17 protein-coding genes and 1 pseudogene are annotated in these 21,683 nt (G+C 60.5%); 5 read left to right on the forward strand and 13 right to left on the reverse strand.

Annotated features, from left to right (window positions below; genetic code table 11):
- The 12 genes from PFH44_RS14085 to rppH all read right to left on the reverse strand — a co-directional run.
- Positions 1-668: AAA family ATPase (locus tag PFH44_RS14085; protein ID WP_283825293.1), on the reverse strand; the 668-nt coding region annotated here is incomplete at its 3' end.
- Positions 665-4,210 carry an exodeoxyribonuclease V subunit beta gene (gene recB, locus PFH44_RS14090; RefSeq protein ID WP_045857448.1) on the reverse strand — a complete coding sequence of 1,182 codons (3,546 nt, stop codon included), beginning with the start codon at positions 4,208-4,210 and terminating at the stop codon, positions 665-667. The genes PFH44_RS14085 and recB, both read right to left, overlap by 4 nt.
- Positions 4,207-7,092: a pitrilysin gene (gene ptrA, locus PFH44_RS14095; RefSeq protein ID WP_045857446.1), complete on the reverse strand. Its 2,886-nt coding sequence runs from the start codon at positions 7,090-7,092 to the stop codon at positions 4,207-4,209. The genes recB and ptrA overlap by 4 nt, the downstream gene beginning before the upstream one ends.
- Before the next feature lie 127 nt (positions 7,093-7,219).
- Positions 7,220-10,591: an exodeoxyribonuclease V subunit gamma gene (gene recC, locus PFH44_RS14100; RefSeq protein WP_283825294.1), complete on the reverse strand. Its 3,372-nt coding sequence runs from the start codon at positions 10,589-10,591 to the stop codon at positions 7,220-7,222.
- A 12-nt stretch (positions 10,592-10,603) separates the two neighbouring features.
- Positions 10,604-10,927 (reverse strand): prepilin-type N-terminal cleavage/methylation domain-containing protein, encoded by a 324-nt coding sequence (locus tag PFH44_RS14105; RefSeq protein WP_045857442.1) that lies wholly within the window; start codon positions 10,925-10,927, stop codon positions 10,604-10,606.
- Positions 10,912-11,319, reverse strand: coding sequence for a DUF2509 family protein (locus tag PFH44_RS14110; protein ID WP_283825295.1), 408 nt, complete (start codon positions 11,317-11,319; stop codon positions 10,912-10,914). Before PFH44_RS14110 ends, PFH44_RS14105 begins: the two co-directional genes overlap by 16 nt.
- On the reverse strand, positions 11,316-11,879 hold the full coding sequence (locus PFH44_RS14115) for a prepilin peptidase-dependent protein (protein ID WP_045857438.1): 564 nt from the start codon (positions 11,877-11,879) through the stop codon (positions 11,316-11,318). The genes PFH44_RS14110 and PFH44_RS14115 overlap by 4 nt, the downstream gene beginning before the upstream one ends.
- Positions 11,870-12,337 (reverse strand): prepilin peptidase-dependent protein, encoded by a 468-nt coding sequence (locus PFH44_RS14120; protein ID WP_283825296.1) that lies wholly within the window; start codon positions 12,335-12,337, stop codon positions 11,870-11,872. The genes PFH44_RS14115 and PFH44_RS14120 overlap by 10 nt, the downstream gene beginning before the upstream one ends.
- 321 nt (positions 12,338-12,658) lie before the next feature.
- On the reverse strand, positions 12,659-13,453 hold the full coding sequence (gene thyA / locus PFH44_RS14125; protein WP_045857434.1) for a thymidylate synthase: 795 nt from the start codon (positions 13,451-13,453) through the stop codon (positions 12,659-12,661).
- Between the two features lie 6 nt (positions 13,454-13,459).
- Positions 13,460-14,335: a prolipoprotein diacylglyceryl transferase gene (lgt, locus tag PFH44_RS14130; protein ID WP_076945951.1), complete on the reverse strand. Its 876-nt coding sequence runs from the start codon at positions 14,333-14,335 to the stop codon at positions 13,460-13,462.
- Positions 14,336-14,575: 240 nt separating this feature from the next.
- Positions 14,576-16,822, reverse strand: coding sequence for a phosphoenolpyruvate--protein phosphotransferase (ptsP, locus tag PFH44_RS14135; RefSeq protein ID WP_045857431.1), 2,247 nt, complete (start codon positions 16,820-16,822; stop codon positions 14,576-14,578).
- 12 nt (positions 16,823-16,834) lie between these two features.
- Positions 16,835-17,365 (reverse strand): RNA pyrophosphohydrolase, encoded by a 531-nt coding sequence (rppH, locus tag PFH44_RS14140; protein ID WP_041147036.1) that lies wholly within the window; start codon positions 17,363-17,365, stop codon positions 16,835-16,837.
- Positions 17,366-17,806: 441 nt separating this feature from the next.
- Between rppH and PFH44_RS28095 the strand changes: the two are divergent.
- The 5 genes and pseudogenes from PFH44_RS28095 to PFH44_RS14160 all read left to right on the forward strand — a co-directional run.
- Positions 17,807-17,965 (forward strand): annotated as a pseudogene (locus PFH44_RS28095) (hypothetical protein); the annotation flags it as partial.
- Between the two features lie 82 nt (positions 17,966-18,047).
- Positions 18,048-18,743: a DNA mismatch repair endonuclease MutH gene (mutH, locus tag PFH44_RS14145; protein ID WP_045857426.1), complete on the forward strand. Its 696-nt coding sequence runs from the start codon at positions 18,048-18,050 to the stop codon at positions 18,741-18,743.
- Positions 18,744-18,806: 63 nt separating this feature from the next.
- The gene (locus PFH44_RS14150; protein ID WP_045857424.1) at positions 18,807-19,520 is read left to right on the forward strand and encodes a TerC family protein; all 714 of its coding nucleotides are present in this window, start codon (positions 18,807-18,809) and stop codon (positions 19,518-19,520) included.
- Positions 19,521-19,645: 125 nt separating this feature from the next.
- Positions 19,646-19,864, forward strand: coding sequence for a YgdI/YgdR family lipoprotein (locus tag PFH44_RS14155; protein WP_004867116.1), 219 nt, complete (start codon positions 19,646-19,648; stop codon positions 19,862-19,864).
- Between the two features lie 233 nt (positions 19,865-20,097).
- Positions 20,098-21,138, forward strand: coding sequence for an NADP(H)-dependent aldo-keto reductase (locus tag PFH44_RS14160; RefSeq protein WP_045857422.1), 1,041 nt, complete (start codon positions 20,098-20,100; stop codon positions 21,136-21,138).
- A 58-nt stretch (positions 21,139-21,196) separates the two neighbouring features.
- On the opposite strand, the gene PFH44_RS14165 is transcribed toward PFH44_RS14160, so the two are convergent.
- Positions 21,197-21,683 (reverse strand): MFS transporter (locus PFH44_RS14165; protein ID WP_463671550.1); only part of this gene is annotated, 487 nt, incomplete at its 5' end.

Below are 21,683 nucleotides of genomic sequence, written 5' to 3' on the forward strand. Positions count from 1 at the left end.
GCGCTGCCCAGCGACTCGGTCAGGCGCGCCGCGGCTTTGCCGGTGGGCGCCGCCAGGCGGATGCGGCAGCGGGGCGTATCCGTCGTCTGGATCAACGCCGCCAGCAGCCTGGCGACGGTAGTCGTTTTACCGGTGCCTGGACCGCCGGAAATCACCGAAATCCGCCGGGTCAGCGCCACCGCCGCCGCCACCTTCTGCCAGTCAATATCGTCCCCGGCGGGGAAGAGCGTATCCAAAGTCGACGCCAGGCGCGTTTCATCCACGCTCAGCACCTGATTGGCTTCGTTAAAAAAGCGCGCGACGGTCAGCTCGTTGCGCCACATGCGGTTAAGGTAAAGCCGTTCGCCGCAGAGGATCATTGGCGTCGGACGCTCCCCGCGGCTCACCGCCGCCGAAGAGAGCAGCAGCGCCGACCAGTCATCGGGCGCGCCGGCCTGCGCCAGCAGCTGCTCGCGCAGAGCGGCGACCTTTCCGCTCAGCACGTCGTCAGCGGCAAGGCGTGAGAGCGGCAGGCAGACGTGCCCTTCGCCGGCGTCGCGGCTCAGCACCGCCGCCGCCAGCTTCACCGCCGGATGCGCATCCCGGGCGACCATCAGCGCAAACTGGACGTCAAGCGGACGTAATAAACGCTGGTTTGCTGCCTCAAGCAGCAGCTCATCCATGGTCATGAAGCGATCTCCTGAACTTCGCCGGCAAACAGGGCGTCCAGGCCGTCAATCAGCGGACGCTCAGGGCGCGTGGTAAATATCCCCTGCCCGCCGTCCTGTCCGTCCATTCCGCGTAAAAAGAGATAAATGACGCCACCAAAATGGCGCTCATAGTCGTAGTCAGCAACGCGATGGCGTAAATAGCGGTGCAGCGCCAGGCTATAGAGCTGGTACTGTAAATCATAGCGGTGCGTGCACATCGCCTGCGCCATTGCCTGCTCCGTGTAGGCTTCGCGATCGTCCCCCAGCCAGTTGGATTTGTAATCCAGCAGGTAGTAGCGGCCGTTGTGCCGAAACACGAGGTCAATAAACCCTTTCAGCATTCCGCGAACCTGACGGAAATCAAGCCCCGGGCACTGGGCCGAAAGCGGGTCGTAGCGGCGAACCAGCGCATCCAGGCGCCGCGCGTCCAGCGGGGCCTCAATGGGTAAATAAAACGCCATCTCAACCTGCTTGTCCGCCGCCGCGAGCTGATTCAGCGCGATATCGGCGCCCGGTAGCGGCGTGCGCAGCACGTCATCCAGCCATTGGGTCAGCACCGACGTCCAGTGCTCGGCAAATCCGCCGGACCGCAGCTTTTCCGCCATCCAGTCGGCAGGGACCGGCTGGGTAAAGTCGAGGTCTTCAAACAGGCCATGCAAAAATGTCCCCGGCGACGCCCCGCGCGGGAACTGATGCGGGGTGAGCTGCGGCTCCTCCGCCACCTCCCCCACGCCGGCGGCGTCAACGTCAAGACGGGGCAGTAAATCCTGCGCCGGGCTGTGGCCATGCTGCTGTAGCCCGGAGTAGCTGGTGACCCGCCAGTCATCAACGATCGAACGTCCCAGCATCCGCGCCGACAGCGGCGGCAGCGCCTCCTGCGGCGCCTGCCAGGGCTGCCGATCGGCAACGCCGGGGGTTTGCAGCGCAATATCCGCGCAGCAGAACGCCTGCAGGCGGGCCGTCAGCCCCGCGGCGTCCATCGCTTCGCCACCCTGCAGAAGGCGCCCCAGGGCGCTGTGGTGAAAATCGCTGTCGCCCGGCTTGTCGCTGCGTCGGGTGCTGAGCGGCGCCACGCCGAGGCTGCAGTGCCAGACCGCGCGCGTCAGGGCCACGTACAGCAGGCGTAAATCTTCCGCCAGACGCTCCGCCTCCGCCAGCTCGAGGCTCCCCTCATTCTGCTCAAGGTCGAGCACCGCCGCAAAGGAGTCGCGATCGTGATAAAACGCCTGATCCTGCTTGCGGAAGCGGGCGATAAACGGCAGCCACACCAGCGGGTATTCCAGCCCTTTCGATTTATGTACGGTGACGATCTGCACCAGATGCTTGTCGCTTTCCAGGCGCATCTGCTGGCTGGAGGCGTTGCTGTCCGGCTCGGCGATGCGCTGCGTCAGCCAACGCACTAACGCATGCTCGCTCTCCAGCTGGTTGGCCGCTTCCTGCAGCAGTTCGCTGATATGCAGGATATCGGTTAAGCGCCGCTCGCCGCCGCTCGTCACCAGCAGGTTTTCGGCAATATGTCGGGCGGTCATCAGCGCTCTTAGCATCGGCATCACCCCGCGCTGACGCCAGATGTGGCGATAGTCGCTAAACTCTTCCACCAGCGCATCCCACGCGCGCTCATCCTTGTTGAGGTTTTCAATATCGAGGGCGTTGAGGCCGAAAATCGAGGTCGCCAGCGCGCTGCGCAGCGTGTTTTCACGTTCGGGCGCCAGCGCCGCCTGGAGTACCCACAGCAGCTCCTGCGCTTCCGGCGTTTCAAATACGCTATCGCGGTTGGAGAGATAGACCGACGGAATGGCCAACGCCTGCAGCGCATCGCGGATCAGCGACGCCTCCTGGCGGTTACGCACCAGCACCGTGATATCGGAAGCCTGCACCGGCCGGGCGCAATCGTCGCGCCACAGCAGCGCCCGCCCCTGCTGGCCGGCGCTAAGCCAGTCGCGGATCTGCGAAGCGCAGAGCTGGGCCATAAAGGCTTGATAATCCCCCGCGCCCACCGCTTCGCCCGGCATCAGCCAGATGTTCATAGCCGGAACCGCATCGTCGTCAACGGTGAAGCGCAGATGCTGGTTTTTCGGCGCCGACTTTACCGGCAGGAACGGGATTTCGCGGAACATAAACGGATTATCGCTGAGGCTGAACAGGCGATTGACGCTCTCCACCATTCCCGGAGCGGAGCGCCAGTTGGTATCCAGCGTATAGTGCGCGGCAACGTCGCCGCGCGCCTTCATATAGGTAAAGATATCCGCGCCGCGAAAGGCGTAAATGGCCTGTTTGGGATCGCCGATAAGCAGCAGCGCCGTCTCCGGCTGCCGCCGCCAGATGCGGCGAAAAATGCGGTACTGCTGCGGGTCGGTATCCTGGAACTCATCGATCATCGCTACCGGAAAGCGCTGCCGGATAGCGCTGGCCAGCGCTTCGCCGCTTTCGCTACGCAGCGCATCGTCGAGGCGGCTGAGCATGTCATCAAAACCGAGCTCTCCGCGGCGACGCTTTTCGCGCGCTACCGCTTCGCGGATCTCCACCATTGCCCGAGCGATCACCAGATCCGTCAGGGTCAGCGGCGCAGAGAGCAGCGCCTCAATCGCGCTAAACAGCGGGTGAACCGGCGGTTCGCCATCCGCTTTGGTGCGTTCGTAAAGGAACGGCTGGGAGAATTTCTCCAGCGCCTCCGGCAGCCGGTAGCTCAGAGTCTCCTCCTGCGCCCAGAGGCTGACTTTCTCTATCCACTTCCCCTGGTTACCGCGGTTGAATTTGCGCCGGTCGAGGCCGGAGTTTTCCAGCACGCTTTCAATCTCGCCCACCTGCTCCCGCCACTGCCGCTTCACCGCGTCAATGCGCTCGATGATTTGCTGATGGCGTTCGGCCAGCGTCTCCTCCTGTGCGGGCGGGGATTTAAGCTGCGGGGCTTCGCCCTGCAGCCAGCGGTCGAGGGATTTCAGCAGGTCGCGCGGGCCTTTCCAGGCTTCGTGGATAACCGCGGCTATTTCGCGCGGGAGCGGGTAGCAGTGGCGGCGCCAGAAATCGGCGCAGGCCTGATAGCGGAGCCGGGATTCGTCCTCGATCAGCTGCTGTTCAAAGAGCATGCCGGATTCAAACGCGTTGAGGCTGAGCATGCGCTGGCAGAAGCCGTGGATGGTGAATACCGCCGCTTCGTCCATCTGCCGCTCCGCCAGCATCAGCGTTTGTGCGGCCTGGTTTTTGTCCGGGATTTCCGCCAGCAGCGCGGCGTAGAGAGGGTCGGAGGCCGTTTCGCGCAGGCAGGCGATGCGCAGCCCGTGGATGTTGCTGCGGATACGGCCGCGCAGCTCCTCGGTCGCCGCCTCGGTGAAGGTCACCACCAGCAGCTCCTCCACGCTCACCGGCCGGGGAAAGGCGGACTCTCCGCCCAGCCCCAGCAGCAGCCGGAGGTACAGCGCCGCGATGGTAAAGGTTTTTCCGGTGCCCGCAGAGGCTTCTATCAGGCGCTCGCCCGTCAGGGGCAAGCGCAGGGGGTCAAGAGGCTCGGCGGTTTCGGTCATTCATTTTCTCGCATCAGGGGTAAGGATTTCTGCAATGCGCTGACGGTTTCCCAGACTTTGCCGCCCGGCGGCAGGGCGTAATCCGTTTTACCATTCTGGCTACCGGATACCTGGGATAATATCGCCATGCCCTGCGGATCCACCACCGTCTGATGGAAGAAGTCGGCAAGCTTTTGCGGCGTCAGCAGTTTAATCTGAGCCACTACTTTATCACGTGAATCGAAGCGCATATTACCGCGATCGAAATCTTTGCTCAGCTGCGAGGCTTCACCGCCCAGCGTTTGCGGCGCCTGCATCATCTGGGCGATCGTCGCCTGCTGAATTTGCGCAAACTCTTCCGGGGTCATCGCCCTCAGCTTTGCCTCCGCCGTCGGGAAGAAGGCCTGGAAACGCTGCCACAGGAAGGCGGGCTGCTTATCGCTGCTTTGCAGCAGGAAGCCGACGCCCCACTGGCGGCCGACGTTCATCGAGAACGCGAACACCGCATAGCCCAGCTGTTCTTCAGTACGCAGCTGGTTATAGAACCACGGCTGGATAATTTGGCCCAGCAGGGAGCTGGCTGCGGAGCTGCTGTACTCATCGATATTGGGTGGCGCAAAGACCGCGGCCAGCGCCGAGTCGGTGCTGCTTCCGGCTTTTTCAAAAATGGCCAGCTGTTTGCTATCAACCAGCACGTCTTTGTTGCGGCACCATTCGTTGCCGTCTGAACCCAGCTGTTGCTGGATCTGACGAGCCATATCGGTGGATTGCCCGGCGGTCAGGTTGCCAATCACCAGCAGCTCCGGACGCCCTTTCGCCTTCAGGTTGTCACGGTAGGCCAGAACGTCCTTGAGGGTGATTGACGGCAGCAGCGCCCGGCGCTCCTCGCGCTGGAAGTAAGGCACCTGCGACACCATCTGGGCCGGCATAATCGCCTGATCGTACGCTTTGCCTTTATCCGCCGAGTCCATCATCTGCGCGTACCAGGATTTCGCCTGTTCCAGCTGCTCCTCGGTCGGGGCGTAGCTGAAGTAGCCGTCCAGCAGCGCGGTGAACAGCTGAGGCAGCCGCTGGGTGTAGCCGTTGGCGTTGACCATCAGCCCGTTGTTGGCGCCGGTAGAGAAAGTGATGCCTCCCACCGCGGCCTGGTTACTGAGCTGGTCGAGGGCAATCCCCGCCAGGTAGTCGTTCAGCGCAAACATCACCTGGCTGCGGGCGCTGTCCATGGCCTGCGGATTACGCAGCACCAGCGACACGTCGGCCTTAGGTTCGCTGGCGAAGTACTGGCTCGGGGCGTAGACCACCCGCAGGGTCGGCTCATCGACGATCAGCTGCGGGTGCGGATAGGCTTTATCGCTTTTGATCAGCGTAAAATCGTCAGGAATATAGGGGTTCAGCGTCGGCAGCTTAAGGTCAATCGCGCTGGCTTTCTGCTGCCAGTCGGCGAAGGTCTGCGGGCTGATTTTATCGACCTGATACGGCGCATTGACGAAATAGGCCGTTTTATTATGTGGCTCCTGCGGGCTGATGTACCACACGCGCGCGTTTTGCGGGGTCATCATCGCCAGGCGGTCTTTAATCGCCTGCGGATCGTAGCGATCGGCAATGTTCACCACGTCGAGAGTATGCTCAACCGGCACGCGGATCATGGTGTCCGCCAGCCATTCAACGTAGTCCATATCGCGGTTGATTGAGGGATAGCGGAAGTCGAGCGCCAGGACATGCGCCAGCTCGTCGAAATAGCGCTTATCGATGCCCTGGGTACGCAGCAGGTTGAGGTAGCTGAAGATGGCCGCAGCGACCTCGTCGCGATGCGCCAGGCCCTTATCGGTCAGGGTTGCGGAAATGGCCAGCACCCCGCTGTTGCCGTTCACCACCGGATCGGAGTCCGCGCGGATACCTTCCACCAGACCCTGCTGCTGCAGCCAGTCAGATAATGTCCCCGGACTGCGGTTGCCGATCATATAGGTCACCAGCTCGTCGGTCTTGCTGCGGAACTGCTCGCTGTTGTTATCGATGCGGAACTCAACGCGCAGCACCTTGCGAGGCATCGCCGGCACGTAGTGGATGATGATGCCCTTTTGCGCATCGGTCACCACCGGAACGGTAATCACCGGCCGGTCGATATTATGATTCGGCACCCGGCCGTAGGTTTTGGCGGCAATGCTCGCCAGCTCCGGCAGCGGCTTATTGCTGTAAATGACCGCCTTCATCAGGTTAGCGGAGTACCAGCTGTCGCGGAAGGTATGCAGCGCATCAAGCACCGGTTTTCCCGGCTTGTCGCTCAGCGTTTCCAGGTTACCGCCGGAAAAATGCGCCGCCGGGTGCGCCGGGTTTATGGTTTCGGCGCTCACCTGAGCCATGCGCATCCCGTCACGGGTCCGCGCCATGGTCAGCTCGGCGTTGACGGCATTACGCTCACGGTCGGCATATTTTTTATCCAGCAGCGGAGAGGCAATGGCATCCGCGAGGCGATCGACCGCCCCGTCCAGCGCATCGTTCTCGACTTCAAGATAGAAGGCGGTGCGATACGGCGCGGTGCTGGCGTTGTGGCTGCCGCCGTGCATTTTCAGGAACTCTGCGAGGCTGTCGGGCTGCGGATAGTTCTTCGAGCCCATTAACGTCATGTGCTCGAGGAAGTGCGCCAGGCCCTGATGCGCTTCCGGGTCCTGCAGCGATCCCACCGGCACCACCAGCGCCGACAGTGATTTTACCGCCTGCGGATCGGAGACCAGCAGAACGATCATGCCGTTATCGAGGTGAATAGCCTGATACTGACGCGGATCTTTTTCGCTTTTGCGGATGGTTTCCTGAACGGGCTGCCATCCGGTATCTGCCTGACTTAACGGCGCCCAAAGGGCAGCCAGCACTACAATAACCTTGAACCATAAACTACGGGGCATTCACGGACCTCATCATTAACAAACTTTTCGCTGTACAGAGCCAGCGTTGATAAAACATCAGTCCGTGATTCGTTGCGCATGATAATTGAAGAGCCGTCACCTGCGCAATTTTTATACTATGACAATTTTATTCGGACTGATGGAAACGAAATATCGGCAACAGATAACGCTGCGCCTGAGCAATGATTTCGTCATAGTACGCAGGCTCAAGGGTGCGCCACAGGCGCTGGTACCAGACATCGCTACCCTCACCGCTAATCACCATATTGCCTTCATACGTCTGCACAAACTTGCTGCGCGCTTTTTGTTGCGTCTCGTCGTCCATTAACATGACATCCTTTTCAGCGTCATAACAGGCTTTTAGCCATGCCCCCGCGCTTTCAGGTAGCAGCAGCAGCGGTTTTGACATGCCCTGCAGATAGCCGTCAACCAGCTCATCAAGATAGGCCTTCGCCTGCTCCTGCGCCAGCGGCGGGAAACGCCATTCGCCTTCCTTACGCACCAGCAGACGGCTGGTGCCGGTTCCGCCGCTAGCACAGTAGACAAGGTGCTCCAGCCAAAGTTGCATTCCCTGCGCCACGCTGAGCAGCGAAGGCCGCCAGCGCAGCAGGCCGTCAGATTGTACCTGCTGCAGCCATCCGGTAATGTTGACGCCGTTACATTGCAGATCGATTTCCATGCTTTGTCCCGGCTGGCGGCTGGCGATCACCCGCTCCGCGAGGTTCTGCATCTCCTGGCGCTGGGTCTCCCAGGCCAGTTCGCCGAAGGCGCCGTAGGGCAGCTCGCCCGCCGCGCGGAAGCGGCGGTACATTACCGAGGCATCATGCTGTTCAATGAGCGTATTCAGCAGCTGCTGGTTGAGCTGGTAGCGGCTCAGCCCTTCAAGGGTGAACGGCTCATCGTCCGGGATCTCGCTCTCCTCGGAGCGGAAGTTGACCCGCAGCCGCTGCTGGAAGAAGGCGCGAACCGGGTGCTGCCAGAAGCGCAGCAGCTGCTCAAACGGCAGGCTTTCGATTTCCGCCGCCGGCAGCGGCTGGATAAAGTCGCCGTGCGCCTCCCCCTGCTGGCTGGCGGCGGCCAGCCACTCCCGGGCGTAGCTTTGATCTTCGTCGTCGCGGAAGTTGGCCGTATCGAAGGGCATGCGGCTATGCAGATGGGTAATATGCGCTTTGACCCGCCGCTCGCTGGCGTCGCAGTCCAGTTCCTCATCGCCCGCCAGGCAGTGGCTCTGGCCGATATAATCCGCCAGCTCCTGTACCAGCACCGACGGGTAGCGTTCGCTGTTGTCCTGGATTGAACGGCCGATGTAGCTGATATAGAGCTTCTGCTCGGCCGACATCAGCGCTTCGAGGAACAGGTAGCGGTCATCATCGCGGCGGCTGCGGTCGCCGCGCTGCGGCTTCTGGCTCATTAAGTCAAAGCCTAACGGCGCCAGAGCGCGGGGGTAAACGCCGTCATTCATCCCCAGCAGACAGACGACTTTGAACGGAATAGAGCGCATTGGCATCAGGGTACAGATGTTGACCGGCCCGGCCAGAAAACGCTGGCTGATGCGCTGCTGGTCGAGGCGCTGCGCCAGCTCATCGCGCAGTAAAGAGAGCGGCACCGTCTGCGCATACTGCGCCTGGACGCCTTCGCCGATCGCCGCCTGCCACTGCTGTTCAATCAGCGCCAGCGCGGCTTCCGTTTCGCTATCGGGCAGGAAGAAGTCGTCGAGCAGATCGCGACAAACCGGCAGCCACTCCGCCAGCGGGCGCTCCTGCGCCAGGCCGCGCCGCCAGAGGTTGAGCTGCATCAGCAGCGACGCCAGGTTGCCCACCAGTTCGGCAATCAGCCCGCTGGACTCGTCGTACGGCAGCACCGACTGCCATTCGCCCTGGCTGCTGTCCATCGCGTAGCCCAGCAGCATCCGCGTCAGGCCAAAGCGCCAGGTGTGCTGCCCGGTGGCGGGGAGATCCAGCTCGCGCACGTTATCGTCATCCATGCCCCAGCGCACGCCGGATTCGTTGACCCACTGACGCAGGTAGCGCAGCCCTTCTTCATCGATATTAAATCGTGCCGCCAGCACCGGAACATCCAGCAGAGCCAGCACGTCTTCGCTGGCAAAGCGGCTGTCGGGCAGGGAAAGGAGCGTAATAAACGCCTGCAGCGCCGGGTGCGATTCGCGGGCGCGGCGGTCCGAGATGGCCCAGGGCAGCCAGCGCTCGCCGCTGGCGGCACCGAACACCGCCTGTATGTAGGGGCTGTAGCTGTCGATATCCGCCACCATCACGATAATGTCGCGCGGCGTGAGGTCGGGATCCGCCTCCAGCATCGCCAGCAGCCGGTCGTGCAACACCTCCACCTCGCGCTGCGGGCTGTGGCAAACGTGGATGCTGAGGCTGCGATCGTTCGGGGCCAGCCGGCGCTTGTCGCGGCTATGGGCAAACTCTTGCGCCGTACGCCCGGCCACCGCCGCGTTGCGCAGCTCGAGGATGTCAGACTGCAGGTTATGCAGCAGGTTATCCGGGGCGATATCCACGAATGCGTCCAGCTCTTCGTAACGCTCCAGCCCGGCCAGCAGATAGATGTAGTCCCGTCCCAGCTTGCCCCAGGAGGCCAGCAGCGGGTTGCCCACATCCTGCTCGCCGTCGTCGTTAAACAGGCCTGCAGCCCGTTCTGCATCGCGAAAGAGCGGCAGCTCTCGCGGCTCGCGATGGTGACGGCGCTGGCGCGACATCAGCTTAGCCAGAAAAGCCGGATCTTTGATATCCCCCCAGTAGAAGCGGCACGGGTTGGTGAAAAGAACATACACATCAACGTGTTTACCGAGCGCCTGCAGCGCCTGCAGGTAGACCGGCGGCAGCGCCGAGATGCCGCATATAAAGACCCGCGACGGCAGCCCGGCCGGCGGCTCATCCGCGGCCTCAAGCGCGCTGATAAACCGCTGATAAAGGTTGGCGCGGTGCCACAGCGGCTGCCCCAGCTCGGCGGTATGCTCGACTAATGCTTTCCACAGCGGCGCCTGCCACTGCTGGGCGTCTCCGAGGCCGTCAACGCGCTCGTCGGCTTCCCAGCGCATCAGCCATTCCGGACGATAGACCAGATACTGGTCGTAGAGATCCGCCACCCTGGCGGCCAGCTGAAATAGCTTACGCTTGTCGCTGTCGTCGCTGAGGTAGTGGCGCAGCAGGGCGAAGGCGTCGTCATCCAGGCGCTGCGGCAGCAGGGTCATCAGCTTCCAGCTCATGCTCTGTTTGCTAAACGCGCTTTCGACGGGGATATCGGAGAGCACGCGCACAAACATATCCCAGATAAAGCTCGCCGGAAGAGGAAACTCGATGTTGGCGGCAATACCGAAGCGTTTTGCCAGCGTCATCTGCAGCCATTGCGCCATGCCGGTACTTTGCACCAGCACCATCTCCGGCTTGAAAGGGTCGTCCAGCCGCTGGCGCTCGACGATAAACTCCATCAGCGCTTCAAGTACGTCCAGACGGTTTGAGTGGTACACCCTTAACATATTCGCTCCTGACTACTGGCTGACCGGGCAGTGCAGCCGGGTCATCTGTACCCGCTTTTCCAGCGGCATGGTGATCGTTACCCTGATGCTGACACATCTTGCTGTCGATGTCTGCAAGCGGGTGACGCTCCCGCCAGCCGGGGATTCTGGCGGCTTGAGCTGCCCATAGCGCCACGCGTCTCGCCACAGCTGACGATACTGGTTTAGCTGAATAAAGCCGCCGGCCAGCCCCCGCTGGTAGCCGCTAAGAGCGGTAATAACCATCACCAGCAGCGCCGTTGCGAGGATCGTTTCCGGCAGGCTAAAGCCCCGCTGGCAGCTCAGGGTATCTGACATAGGCTCGGCTCCTTCAGCGGGCAAAAATCGCTCCAGCCGTGGGGCGAGAAGCGCACGCTTCCCTGCTCCACCCGGCCAGACTGCCACAGCAGCACGCGGCCGCTGGCGGCGATCAGCAGCGCCGACGCATCGCTAAATACCCGCAGACAGACGTGCCAGCCTTCGGCGCCCGACCGTCGACACGCCTGCGCCTCCTGCGCTGACCAGGTTAGCGTTTTCCCCCACTGCAGGGCCGAGTGCGCGCCAGCGGTATCGCGCAGCGCCCGGGTTTCGCCGGCTGTTTGCGCCAGCAGCGAGCGCTGCTGCTGGTTGAGCCCCTGCAGCAGCAGGCTGCCGAGCGCCAGCAGGAGCAGCACCATCAGCAGCGAAGAGAGCCCGCGCTGGCGGTTCACAGGTTGTACCCCGTTACGCTGTATTCCGCCTGCGCCGCGATGCGGGGATCCCGCGCCGAACGCGCGGCCAGTACAATGCTAAGCTCCGGGGCGAAACCGGTAATATCGAGGCGCTTAACCTGAAAGCGGGTCACCTCGATGGCGCTGGGGTTGGTCATGCGCTCCCAGCCTTGCTCGCCGCAGCTGGTCGCGCCGCGCCGCGTTTCGAGCGCGCCATTGCGTAACCGAAACCCCGTGGCATCGGACATTGCTTCCGGCGAGGTATTCCAGACGCCGTCGCTCGCGCTGTCCCAGCGGACAATGACGCAATCGCCGCCGCCGGCAATCTGCAGCGGCTGCCCAACGCAGCTGCCGCGACAGTAGCCGGCGCGCTGCAGGTGCTTCGCGACCGCGTACAGCCGCTGCCAGAGCTCGTTATCGAGGGACTGCTGCTGCGTCTGCTTCAATACCTGCCGCTGCAGCGCGGGCAGAAAGCGCGCGGTTCCGAGGAGCAAAATGGAGCCAATGGCCATCGCAATCAGCGTCTCCGGCAGCGAGAATCCTCGCGCGTCTACAGGCATAATGCCGCCTCCAGGCCGCGACAAAGGCGGATGCGCCCCCAGTTAGAGACAATGATATTCCAGCCATCGCCGGCGCTCTGCAGGCGGATATGTCCGGCCCAGGCGCTGTTGCGCAGGCCGTAAAAGCCCAGGCCCGGCGTGATGTTAGCCAGCGAGACTTCGGGCCACTGCGGGCGCAGCGTAAAGGGCCCCTGCGCCGCGCAGTCGGCCGGTGTATCAGCGGCGCCCAGGCACCAGCCCAGCTCCGCCTGACCAACGCTCAGCAGCCGATCGCGGTTGGGCCAGTTGGCGTCATCGCGCAGCAGCACCAGATAGTCGCGGACCTGAACGGCGGTTTGCCACAGGCGCTGCTGCTGCTGCCAGCTCTTCCAGCCTAACGTCCCGCTGGCGCCGAGAATCATCACCAGCGCCAGCGTCGCCAGGGTTTCAATCAGGGTATAGCCACGTTGTCTGTTCATACGGCGAGTATGGGTATGATCCGCCTCGGGTACGAGAGGCAAATCCGCGGTTAGCGCAGCGCGTCGAAGCGTATCGGGATATTTGCAGGAGGTTGCAGAAAATCAGGAAGCAGGCGAGCAAAAGCGGCGTTCAGCGGCGACGGTCGCCCCGAGAAATCCGGAAGGAGAAACCGGCGCAACGCGCGTTATAGCGGACGGTTAAGAGCCGCTCCGCTCAGCGTTGATTATCGCGGCAGGAGGCAAAAAAATGCCGGTCAGGGTTAACTGACCGGCATGGATGCGGCGGGCGTCGGCCCGGCTTACCGCGAGATAGCCGCGGAATTAAATTGCCACCGGCGCTTTAATTCCCGGATGCGGATCGTAGCCTTCGATGTCAAAGTCTTCAAAGCGGTAGTCAAAAATCGACGCCGGTTTGCGCTTAATCACCAGCTTCGGCAGCGGACGCGGCTCGCGGCTCAGCTGCAGATCGGTCTGCTCAAGGTGGTTGCTGTAGAGGTGCGTATCCCCACCGGTCCAGACAAAATCACCCACTTCCAGATCGCACTGCTGCGCCACCATATGTACCAGCAGCGCATAGCTGGCGATGTTGAACGGCAGGCCGAGGAACACGTCGCAGGAGCGCTGATAGAGCTGACAGGAGAGCTTGCCGTCCGCGACGTAAAACTGGAAGAACGCGTGGCACGGCGCAAGCGCCATTTTATCCAGCTCGCCGACGTTCCACGCCGAAACGATGATCCGGCGCGAGTCTGGGTCGTTTTTCAGCTGCTCCATCACGGTGCTAATCTGGTCGATATGGCGGCCGTCCGGTGCGGGCCAGGAGCGCCACTGTTTGCCGTATACCGGCCCCAGATCGCCCTTTTCATCCGCCCATTCATCCCAGATGGTGACGTTGTTTTCGTGCAGATAGGCCACGTTGGTGTCACCCTGCAGGAACCACAGCAGTTCATGGATGATGGAGCGTAAATGACAGCGCTTGGTCGTCACCAGCGGGAATCCTTCCTGCAGGTTAAAACGCATCTGATGGCCGAAAATGGAAATCGTGCCGGTACCGGTGCGGTCATTTTTTTGCGTGCCCTCGGCGAGCACTTTCTGCATCAAATCAAGATACTGTTTCATGGTTCCTCAAGAAGTTTGTTGCTGCGGACGACGGCGGTACGCCCAGACCATCATAATGATACCCGCAAGCACCATTGGAATCGAAAGAATCTGCCCCATGCTGATGTACTGGACCCATTCGCCGGTGAACTGCTGATCCGGCTGGCGGAAGAATTCAACGATGATACGGAACAGACCGTAGCCGATCAGGAACAGGCCTGAGACCGAGCCGGTCGGGCGCGGTTTGCGGATAAACAGGTTCAGGATCAGGAACAGCACGATACCTTCCAGCGCCAGCTCGTACAGCTGCGAGGCGTGTCGCGGCAGGGCTCCGTAGGTGTCGAACAGCGATTGCCACTCCGGGTGCGAAGGCAGCAGCGCCATATCTTCCGCCCGCGAGCCGGGGAAGATCATCGTGTAGTGGAAGCTCGGATCGACGCGGCCCCACAGCTCGCCGTTAATGAAGTTGCCCAGACGACCGGCGCCGAGGCCAAACGGGATCAGCGGCGCAATGAAATCAGCAACCTGGAAGAAGGTGCGTTTGGTGCGTTTGGCGAAGATGATCATCACCAGAATCACCCCGATCAGGCCGCCGTGGAACGACATCCCGCCGTCCCAGACCCGGAACAGATAGAGCGGATCCTGCAAAAACACCGGCAGGTTGTAGAACAGGACGTAGCCGATACGCCCGCCGAGGAAGACCCCGAGGAACCCGGCATACAGCAGGTTTTCAACTTCGTTTTTAGTCCAGCCGCTGCCAGGACGATTGGCCCGACGGGTGGCTAACCACATCGCAAAAACAAACCCGACCAGGTACATCATGCCGTACCAGTGAAGGGCGACTGGCCCAACGGAAAATATTACCGGATCAAACTCCGGAAAATGCAGGTAGCCACTATTCATCTGTCACCATAAAGACTTGTTATTCCGCTGGAAGTGGACAGCGGTGATCTTGCGCACTCGCAGAAAACGGGCGCTCCAAAGGTTGCGAATGATAGCATAAGCGCCAGGCGCGATCCGCGCCGGGCATGTAAAAGATATGTATACGAATGCGAATAAGCGGCGAAGCATTCCCGGCAGGCGGCGCGCGGCGCCCCTTCGGGCCGGGAATGACCGAACAGCGGCGCAGGCGCTATGGCAGCACTAGCGGCCGCCGCGGATCAGGCCGCCCAGCCCTCGACGCTCCATAAAGGCCGCCACCTGATGGCGAACCTCCGTCGTCATCTGCGCCTCCAGGCTACGCCGGGAAAGCTCCTGGGCCTCTTCGATATCAATGCGGCGCAGCAGGTATTTGACCCTTGCTACCGACCGGCCGTTCATCGACAGGTGGCGATAGCCAAGGCCAATCAGAATGGTGACGCACATCGGATCTCCGGCCATTTCGCCACAAAGCCGCAGGTCGATGCCGAAACGTTCGGCGTCGCGGGCAATCATCGCCAGCGCCCGCAGCACCGCCGGATGCAGGCTGTCGTACATATTCGCCACCCGGGTATTGTTGCGATCGACGGCGAGGATGTACTGCGTCAGGTCATTGGTGCCGACGGAGATAAAATCGACGCGGCTGGCGAGCTGCGCCAGCATGAAGACCATCGACGGCACTTCCAGCATCACGCCGATGCGCGGGCGCGGAATGGCGTAGCCAATCATCTCTTCAACTTCGCGGCTGGCGCGGTCGATCAAACGGCGCGCCTCGTCGACCTCATCGAGGCTGGTGATCATCGGCAGCAAAATGCTGAGGTTGCCGGTGGCGGCATTCGCCCGCAGCATTGCCCGCACCTGGATAAGGAAGATCTCCGGCTGATCGAGCGTGATGCGGATCCCGCGCCAGCCGAGGCACGGATTTTCTTCGCTGATCGGCATATAGGGCAGCTGCTTGTCGGCGCCGATGTCGAGGGTGCGCAGCGTAACCGGCTTCTCGTTAAACATCTGCAGCATGCCCTGATACTGAGCAACCTGCTCCTCTTCTGACGGAAAGCCGCTCTGCAGCATAAAGGGAATTTCGGTGCGGTACAGGCCGATGCCGTCAATAAAGCCGCCGAGCTTCTCTTCATGGCCGAGGCTCAGGCCGGCGTTCAGCATGACCTTCACCCGCTCGCCGCTTTTCAGCTCTGAGGCGCGCTCAAGATCGTCTTCCGCCAGGCGGCTGAGCTCGTTCTCTTCGCTGATCAGGCGCTGATACTCTTTCAGCAGCGCCGGCTCCGGGTCGACCAGCAGCTCACCGCGATAGCCGTCCACCACCAGGGTGCGACCATGCAGCAGTGAAGGCTGAATATCGGCCCCCATCACCGTCGGGATCCCCAGCGCGCGCACCATGATGGCGGCATGCGAGTTTGCCGCCCCGTCGCGCACGACAACGCCTACCAACCTGTCCTGAGGGACCTCCGCCAGCGTCGTCGCCGAGAGCTCGTCGGCAACCAGAACGATGCGCTCCGGCCAGGTGTTTGGCCCCTGGGTGGTGTCGTCAAGATGAAACAGCAGCCGCTGGCCGAGCGTGCGCAGATCGCCGGCTCGCTCTTTAAGATAGCCGTCGCTGAGCGCCGCAAACTGCTCGGCGAACTTCTCGATAATTTTTTTCACCGCCCATTCGGCGACGGCCCCTTTGTCGACTTCCGCAAAGAGTTCGCGGCGCAGGCGCGCGTCGGAGAGCAGGTGGGAATAGAGGTCGAAGATAGCCGACGTCTCTTTTTGCGCCCCGGCGGCGTAGCGCTTGCTGTAGCGACGAAATTCGCTGGCCGCCTCTTCCAGCGCGCCGGTCAGGCGCTCGCGTTCGGAAGCCGTGTCCAGCGTCGAGGCTTCGTACACCTGCTCCATCAGCGGCAGGCTGACATCCATCCAGCCTTCGGCGATTGCCACCCCCGATGAGGCGGGCAGCGCGCGGATCCGCGTCTGGCGATACTGGCCAAATAGCGCGGTCAGCTGCGACTGGGAGAGAATGGCGGCCATCTGCGTCGCCAGGGTTACGAGGAAGGACTCCTCGCTTTCATCAAACTGACGCAGCTCGCGCTGCTGCACCACCAGCACGCCCAGCAGCTGACGGCGCTGGATAATCGGCACGCCAAGAAAAGCGCGGAAGCGGTCCTCTTTTACGGCCGGAATGTATTTAAAGCTGGGGTGTTTATGCGCATCGGCAAGGTTGATGGGCTCCGCAAGGCGCCCGACGAGGCCGACGAGGCCTTCGTCAAAAGCGAGCGCAACGGTGCGCCCGCGAGGTTTTTTCAGCCCGCGAGTCGCCATCAGGTAATAGCAGCGTCTGTCGTGGTCGGCGAGATAAACCGAGCAGACTTCCGTTTCCATCGCTTTACAGATATCCGTGACCAGGATATCCAGCGCCTCGTTTAAACGCGGCGCGCTCGCGACCTTCTCGACGATTTCTCGTAACCGAGTGAGCATAATGTGCGTGGCTTAACCTCTTTTACGTCGATATGCAGGCGCGCTTTGCGGCTTAGGTGCGGTTTCGGCCAGCGACATGGTGACGCTGGCGAACTCTTTCATCACCCGGCGGTAAACGTCGCGCTTAAACGATACCACCTGACGAACCGGATACCAGTAGCTTACCCAGCGCCAGCCGTCGAACTCGGGCGTGCTGCTGGTTTGCATATTGACTTCCGCATCGCTGCCGATCAACTGCAGAAGAAACCACTTCTGTTTCTGGCCGATACAAACCGGCTTCGTATCCCAACGCACCAAACGTTTAGGCAATTTGTAACGCAACCAGTTACGGGTAGAGGCCAGAATGCGGACATCTTTACGACTTAGCCCAACCTCTTCAAACAATTCCCGATACATTGCCTGCTCGGCTGATTCTCCTGGATTAATGCCCCCTTGCGGGAACTGCCACGAGTGCTGGCCATAGCGCCTGGCCCACATAACCTGGCCCTGGCGATTACAGATTACAATACCGACATTTGGGCGGTAGCCATCGTCATCAATCACCGGACTACCTCAAAATAATCTTCAATGTGAACGATTGTTTCACACTCGCCGGAAACGGTAAACCACTCTGTTGCCACACGGCTCACGAATAACATTTGAATAACTCACAGTTATCAGCAGAGTTATAAACAGCGTCAGCTATCGCAGCGCCATTTTATTCACTTTTTCTGTGGATAGAGTTGTGAAGAAGTATGGAATTACCCAGGGAAAACCCGGACTAGTCCGAAGTGCTTACCTGTAGACATATTTAATAATGGCATTATATTCATTAAGTTAGAATGCATTATTTTCATAAATTACAGCATAACGTGATGATCATCACACATGCGATCCTGGAACTGATGAAAGATCGAACAATGTCGGTTTTATCCACAGATTACGCGAGCTCATCGGGCATATTTTGTCTAAAAATTCGATTTTCGTCGCACGTCAAGGCTGTAAATGGAAACAGTAGTGAGGCTTTTCCCCAGTTATCCCACTTTTCTGTGGATAACATGGTGTAAGATCCTGTTCATTGCCAGTGACCAGTTCTGGAAAACCCGCTGCGGTAATTTTTTAAGCGGCAAAAAATCAAAAAAAAAGTCATATGAATCATCAAATTGTCATACTTACCCAGGAAAAGGTAAACTCTATCCACAACGCACAAAAATAGCGCTCATTTTTTAACCAGAGGTTTCATCTTATGCCAGCCCTTTCGCCCCTGCTTGCACCGCCGCAAACTCAGCAGCAGCTTTTAGCCCAGGCCCAGCGGCTGGCGGGCTATTCGCTGGGCGAGCTGGCCGCGCTGGCGGGGATTCCGATTCCGCGCGATCTGAAGCGCGATAAAGGCTGGACGGGTATCCTGCTGGAGATTTGGCTGGGCGCCAGCGCCGGAAGTAAGCCCGAGCAGGATTTTGCCGCGCTGGGCGTCGAGCTGAAAACGATCCCCGTAGACGCTCAGGGACGGCCGCTGGAAACCACCTTTGTCTGCGTCGCTCCGCTCACCGGCAACAGCGGCGTCACCTGGGAGAGCAGCCACGTTCGCCATAAGCTCAAGCGCGTGCTGTGGGTGCCGGTAGAGGGCGATCGCGCGATCCCGCTCGCCCAGCGTCGGGTCGGGGCGCCGCTGCTTTGGACTCCCAGCGAAGAGGAGGATCGCCAGCTGCGGATGGACTGGGAAGAGTTAATGGATCTGATCGTGCTGGGCCAGGTCGAACGCATTACCGCCCGCCACGGCGAAGTGCTGCAGCTGCGCCCGAAAGCCGCCAACAGTAAAGCCCTAACCGAGGCGATCGGCGCGCACGGCGAACCAATCCTCACCCTGCCGCGCGGTTTCTACCTGAAGAAAAACTTTACCGCCGCCCTGCTGGCCCGTCATTTTCTGCTTACCCACGATTAATTTTTTGTTCTGCCCACCGGGTTGCATATAATTGCGACTTTCTTTTTTGCAGGACTTTGAACAATGTTATTTGCATGGATAACCGATCCTAACGCCTGGCTGGCGCTGGGTACGCTGACGCTGCTGGAAATCGTACTCGGGATCGATAATATTATTTTTCTCTCTCTGGTTGTTGCCAAGCTGCCCACCGCCCAGCGCGCCCACGCGCGACGCATCGGGCTGATGGGCGCAATGCTGATGCGTCTTGGGCTGCTGGCCTCCATCGCCTGGGTCGTTAAGCTGACCAACCCGCTATTTAGCGCGTTCGGCCACGACGTCTCCTTCCGCGATCTGATTCTGCTGCTCGGCGGGCTGTTCCTTATCTGGAAGGCCAGTAAAGAGATCCACGAATCGATCGAGGGCGAAGAGGAAGGGCCGAAGACCAACGTCCACTCGTTTATGGGCGCCATCGTGCAGATTATGCTGCTGGATATCATTTTCAGCCTCGATTCGGTGATCACCGCCGTTGGGCTCTCGGACCATCTGTTCATCATGATGGCCGCGGTGGTTATCGCGGTGCTGGTGATGATGTTTGCCGCCCGCTCGATTGGCGACTTTGTTGACCGCCATCCGTCGGTGAAAATGCTGGCGCTGGCGTTTTTGATTCTGGTTGGCTTCACCCTGATGCTCGAAAGCTTCGGTATCCATATCCCGAAAGGCTACATCTACTTTGCGATGTTCTTCTCGATTGCCGTCGAAAGCCTCAACCTGCTGCGTAATAAAAAAAATCCGCTGTAGCCCGCAAAAATGCAGCCCAAACCTGGGCTGCAATCTTTTTTAAGACTTTACTGCTTTTTATGTCTCACAAATCAGGCTATTAATACACTGGTGTGAGGTGCGACCATCAAGTAGAGGTGTTAACGATGAAAAAATGGGCAGTGTTGATTTCCGCCGTAGGACTGGCCTTCTCGGTTTCAGGTTGCAGCAGCGATTACGTTATGGCGACAAAAGACGGACGCATGATTTTGACCGACGGCAAGCCGGCGGTTGACGACGATACCGGTCTTATCAGCTACGAAGATCAGCAGGGTAATAAAATGCAGATCAATCGTGACGACGTTTCACAAATTATTAAGCGCTAAAGATTGCCGCGGCTAACCGCCTGCCGGCAATCGCCTGGCAACGCGTCCTCTGCAACGAATCACGGTATTGAGAAAAGAGTCGGGTAAACCTGATACGTCCGCCGCAGCAGCCTGCGGACCCCGCCAGCCCGGCTTTTTTGATCTTTTTACTTCCTCTTTTTCCTCCCCTCTGCCATTTTGATACTCCTTTGTCGGGGAAAGCCTGACCTTGTCAATAAAAAAGGAAGCCGGCTATGCAGTATCACCGTATCCCACACAGTTCTCTCGAAATCAGCACGCTGGGGCTGGGCACTATGACCTTTGGTGAACAGAATAGCGAGGCCGACGCTCACCAACAGCTCGACTACGCTGTCAGCCAGGGCATCAACCTGATTGACGTTGCTGAAATGTATCCCGTCCCGCCGCGCCCGGAAACTCAGGGGCTGACGGAAACCTACGTCGGCAACTGGCTGGCGAAACACGGCAGCCGCGAAAAGCTGGTTATCGCCTCCAAAGTCAGCGGCCCTGCGCGTAACAACGACAGCAGCATCCGCCCGAATCACGTCCTGGATCGCAAAAATATCCGCGACGCGCTGCACGATAGCCTGAAGCGTCTGCAGACCGATTATCTCGATCTCTACCAGGTTCACTGGCCGCAGCGCCCGACCAACTGCTTCGGCAAGCTGGGCTACACCTGGACCGACTCCGCGCCGGTGGTCACCCTGCTGGACACCCTGGAAGCGCTCACCGAATTCCAGCGCGCCGGCAAAATCCGCTACATCGGCGTCTCCAACGAGACGGCGTTTGGCGTGATGCGCTATCTACACCTTGCGGATAAGCACGACCTGCCGCGCATCGTTACCATCCAGAACCCGTATAGCCTGGTGAACCGCAGCTATGAAGTTGCGCTGTCGGAAGTGAGTCAGTATGAAGGCGTGGAGCTGCTGGCCTACTCCTGCCTGGCGTTCGGCACGCTGACCGGGAAGTATCTCAACGGCGCGAAGCCGGCCGGGGCGCGCAACACGCTGTTCAGCCGCTTTACGCGCTACAGCGGCGAGCAGACGCAGCTGGCCGTCGCGGCATACGTCGATATCGCAAAACGGCATAACCTCGATCCGGCCCAAATGGCGCTGGCCTTCGTGCGCCGCCAGCCTTTTGTCGCCAGCACGCTGCTCGGCGCCACTTCGCTGGAGCAGCTGAAGACCAACGTTGAAAGCCTGCATCTTGAGCTCAGCGAAGAGGTGCTGGCGGAGATTGAAGCGGTGCACCGGGTTTATACCTATCCGGCGCCGTAAGCGGCCTCTCCGGGCTACGGCAGGGACAGCGCCGTAGCCCGTCTAAGCCCAGGACTCGCTAGCGCCGCCGTCCCCACAGCCACAGGGCGGCGATAGCCAGCGCGAACACCGCACCAAAGACCACCCCGATGCCAACCACCGGTATGCCCGCCTTGACCGCCATCGAGTAGAACCCCAGCATCAGCAGCATGGCAACGTTTTCGCCGAGGTTCTGCACCGCTATCGCGTTACCCGCACCGACGGTATGCTTCCCACGCTCCTGCAGCAGGGCGTTAAGCGGCACGATAAAGAAGCCGCCGAACACGCCGAGCAGCAGCAGCAGGCCAAACGCCGGCAGAAGCGCATGCTGAAGGGTAAAGAAGATCACCGCGACGCCAATCAGAATCCCGGCAGGCATGCAGCGGGAGACCGTTTGCAGCGTCACCAGCTTCGCCGCCGCGCCCGCGCCCAGCACGATCCCCACCGCCACCATCGCATTCAGATAGGTTGGCATGGCGTTATTAGAAATCCCCAGCGCCACCGGTACCCACAGCACCAGCAGGAAG

It is taken from the genome of Klebsiella sp. Ech2A (assembly GCF_030078455.1).
Classification (GTDB): domain Bacteria; phylum Pseudomonadota; class Gammaproteobacteria; order Enterobacterales; family Enterobacteriaceae; genus Klebsiella; species Klebsiella terrigena.

What these genes read in the sequence shown, in the direction of transcription:
- recB (WP_045857448.1), bottom strand. Translation starts at nt 4,210, where the DNA reads ATGACCGAAACCGCCGAGCCTCTTGACCCCCTGCGCTTGCCCCTGACG.
- ptrA (WP_045857446.1), bottom strand. Translation starts at nt 7,092, where the DNA reads ATGCCCCGTAGTTTATGGTTCAAGGTTATTGTAGTGCTGGCTGCCCTT.
- recC (WP_283825294.1), bottom strand. Translation starts at nt 10,591, where the DNA reads ATGTTAAGGGTGTACCACTCAAACCGTCTGGACGTACTTGAAGCGCTG.
- PFH44_RS14105 (WP_045857442.1), bottom strand. Translation starts at nt 10,927, where the DNA reads ATGTCAGATACCCTGAGCTGCCAGCGGGGCTTTAGCCTGCCGGAAACG.
- PFH44_RS14115 (WP_045857438.1), bottom strand. Translation starts at nt 11,879, where the DNA reads ATGCCTGTAGACGCGCGAGGATTCTCGCTGCCGGAGACGCTGATTGCG.
- PFH44_RS14120 (WP_283825296.1), bottom strand. Translation starts at nt 12,337, where the DNA reads ATGAACAGACAACGTGGCTATACCCTGATTGAAACCCTGGCGACGCTG.
- thyA (WP_045857434.1), bottom strand. Translation starts at nt 13,453, where the DNA reads ATGAAACAGTATCTTGATTTGATGCAGAAAGTGCTCGCCGAGGGCACG.
- lgt (WP_076945951.1), bottom strand. Translation starts at nt 14,335, where the DNA reads ATGAATAGTGGCTACCTGCATTTTCCGGAGTTTGATCCGGTAATATTT.
- ptsP (WP_045857431.1), bottom strand. Translation starts at nt 16,822, where the DNA reads ATGCTCACTCGGTTACGAGAAATCGTCGAGAAGGTCGCGAGCGCGCCG.
- mutH (WP_045857426.1), top strand. Translation starts at nt 18,048, where the DNA reads ATGCCAGCCCTTTCGCCCCTGCTTGCACCGCCGCAAACTCAGCAGCAG.
- PFH44_RS14150 (WP_045857424.1), top strand. Translation starts at nt 18,807, where the DNA reads ATGTTATTTGCATGGATAACCGATCCTAACGCCTGGCTGGCGCTGGGT.
- PFH44_RS14155 (WP_004867116.1), top strand. Translation starts at nt 19,646, where the DNA reads ATGAAAAAATGGGCAGTGTTGATTTCCGCCGTAGGACTGGCCTTCTCG.
- PFH44_RS14160 (WP_045857422.1), top strand. Translation starts at nt 20,098, where the DNA reads ATGCAGTATCACCGTATCCCACACAGTTCTCTCGAAATCAGCACGCTG.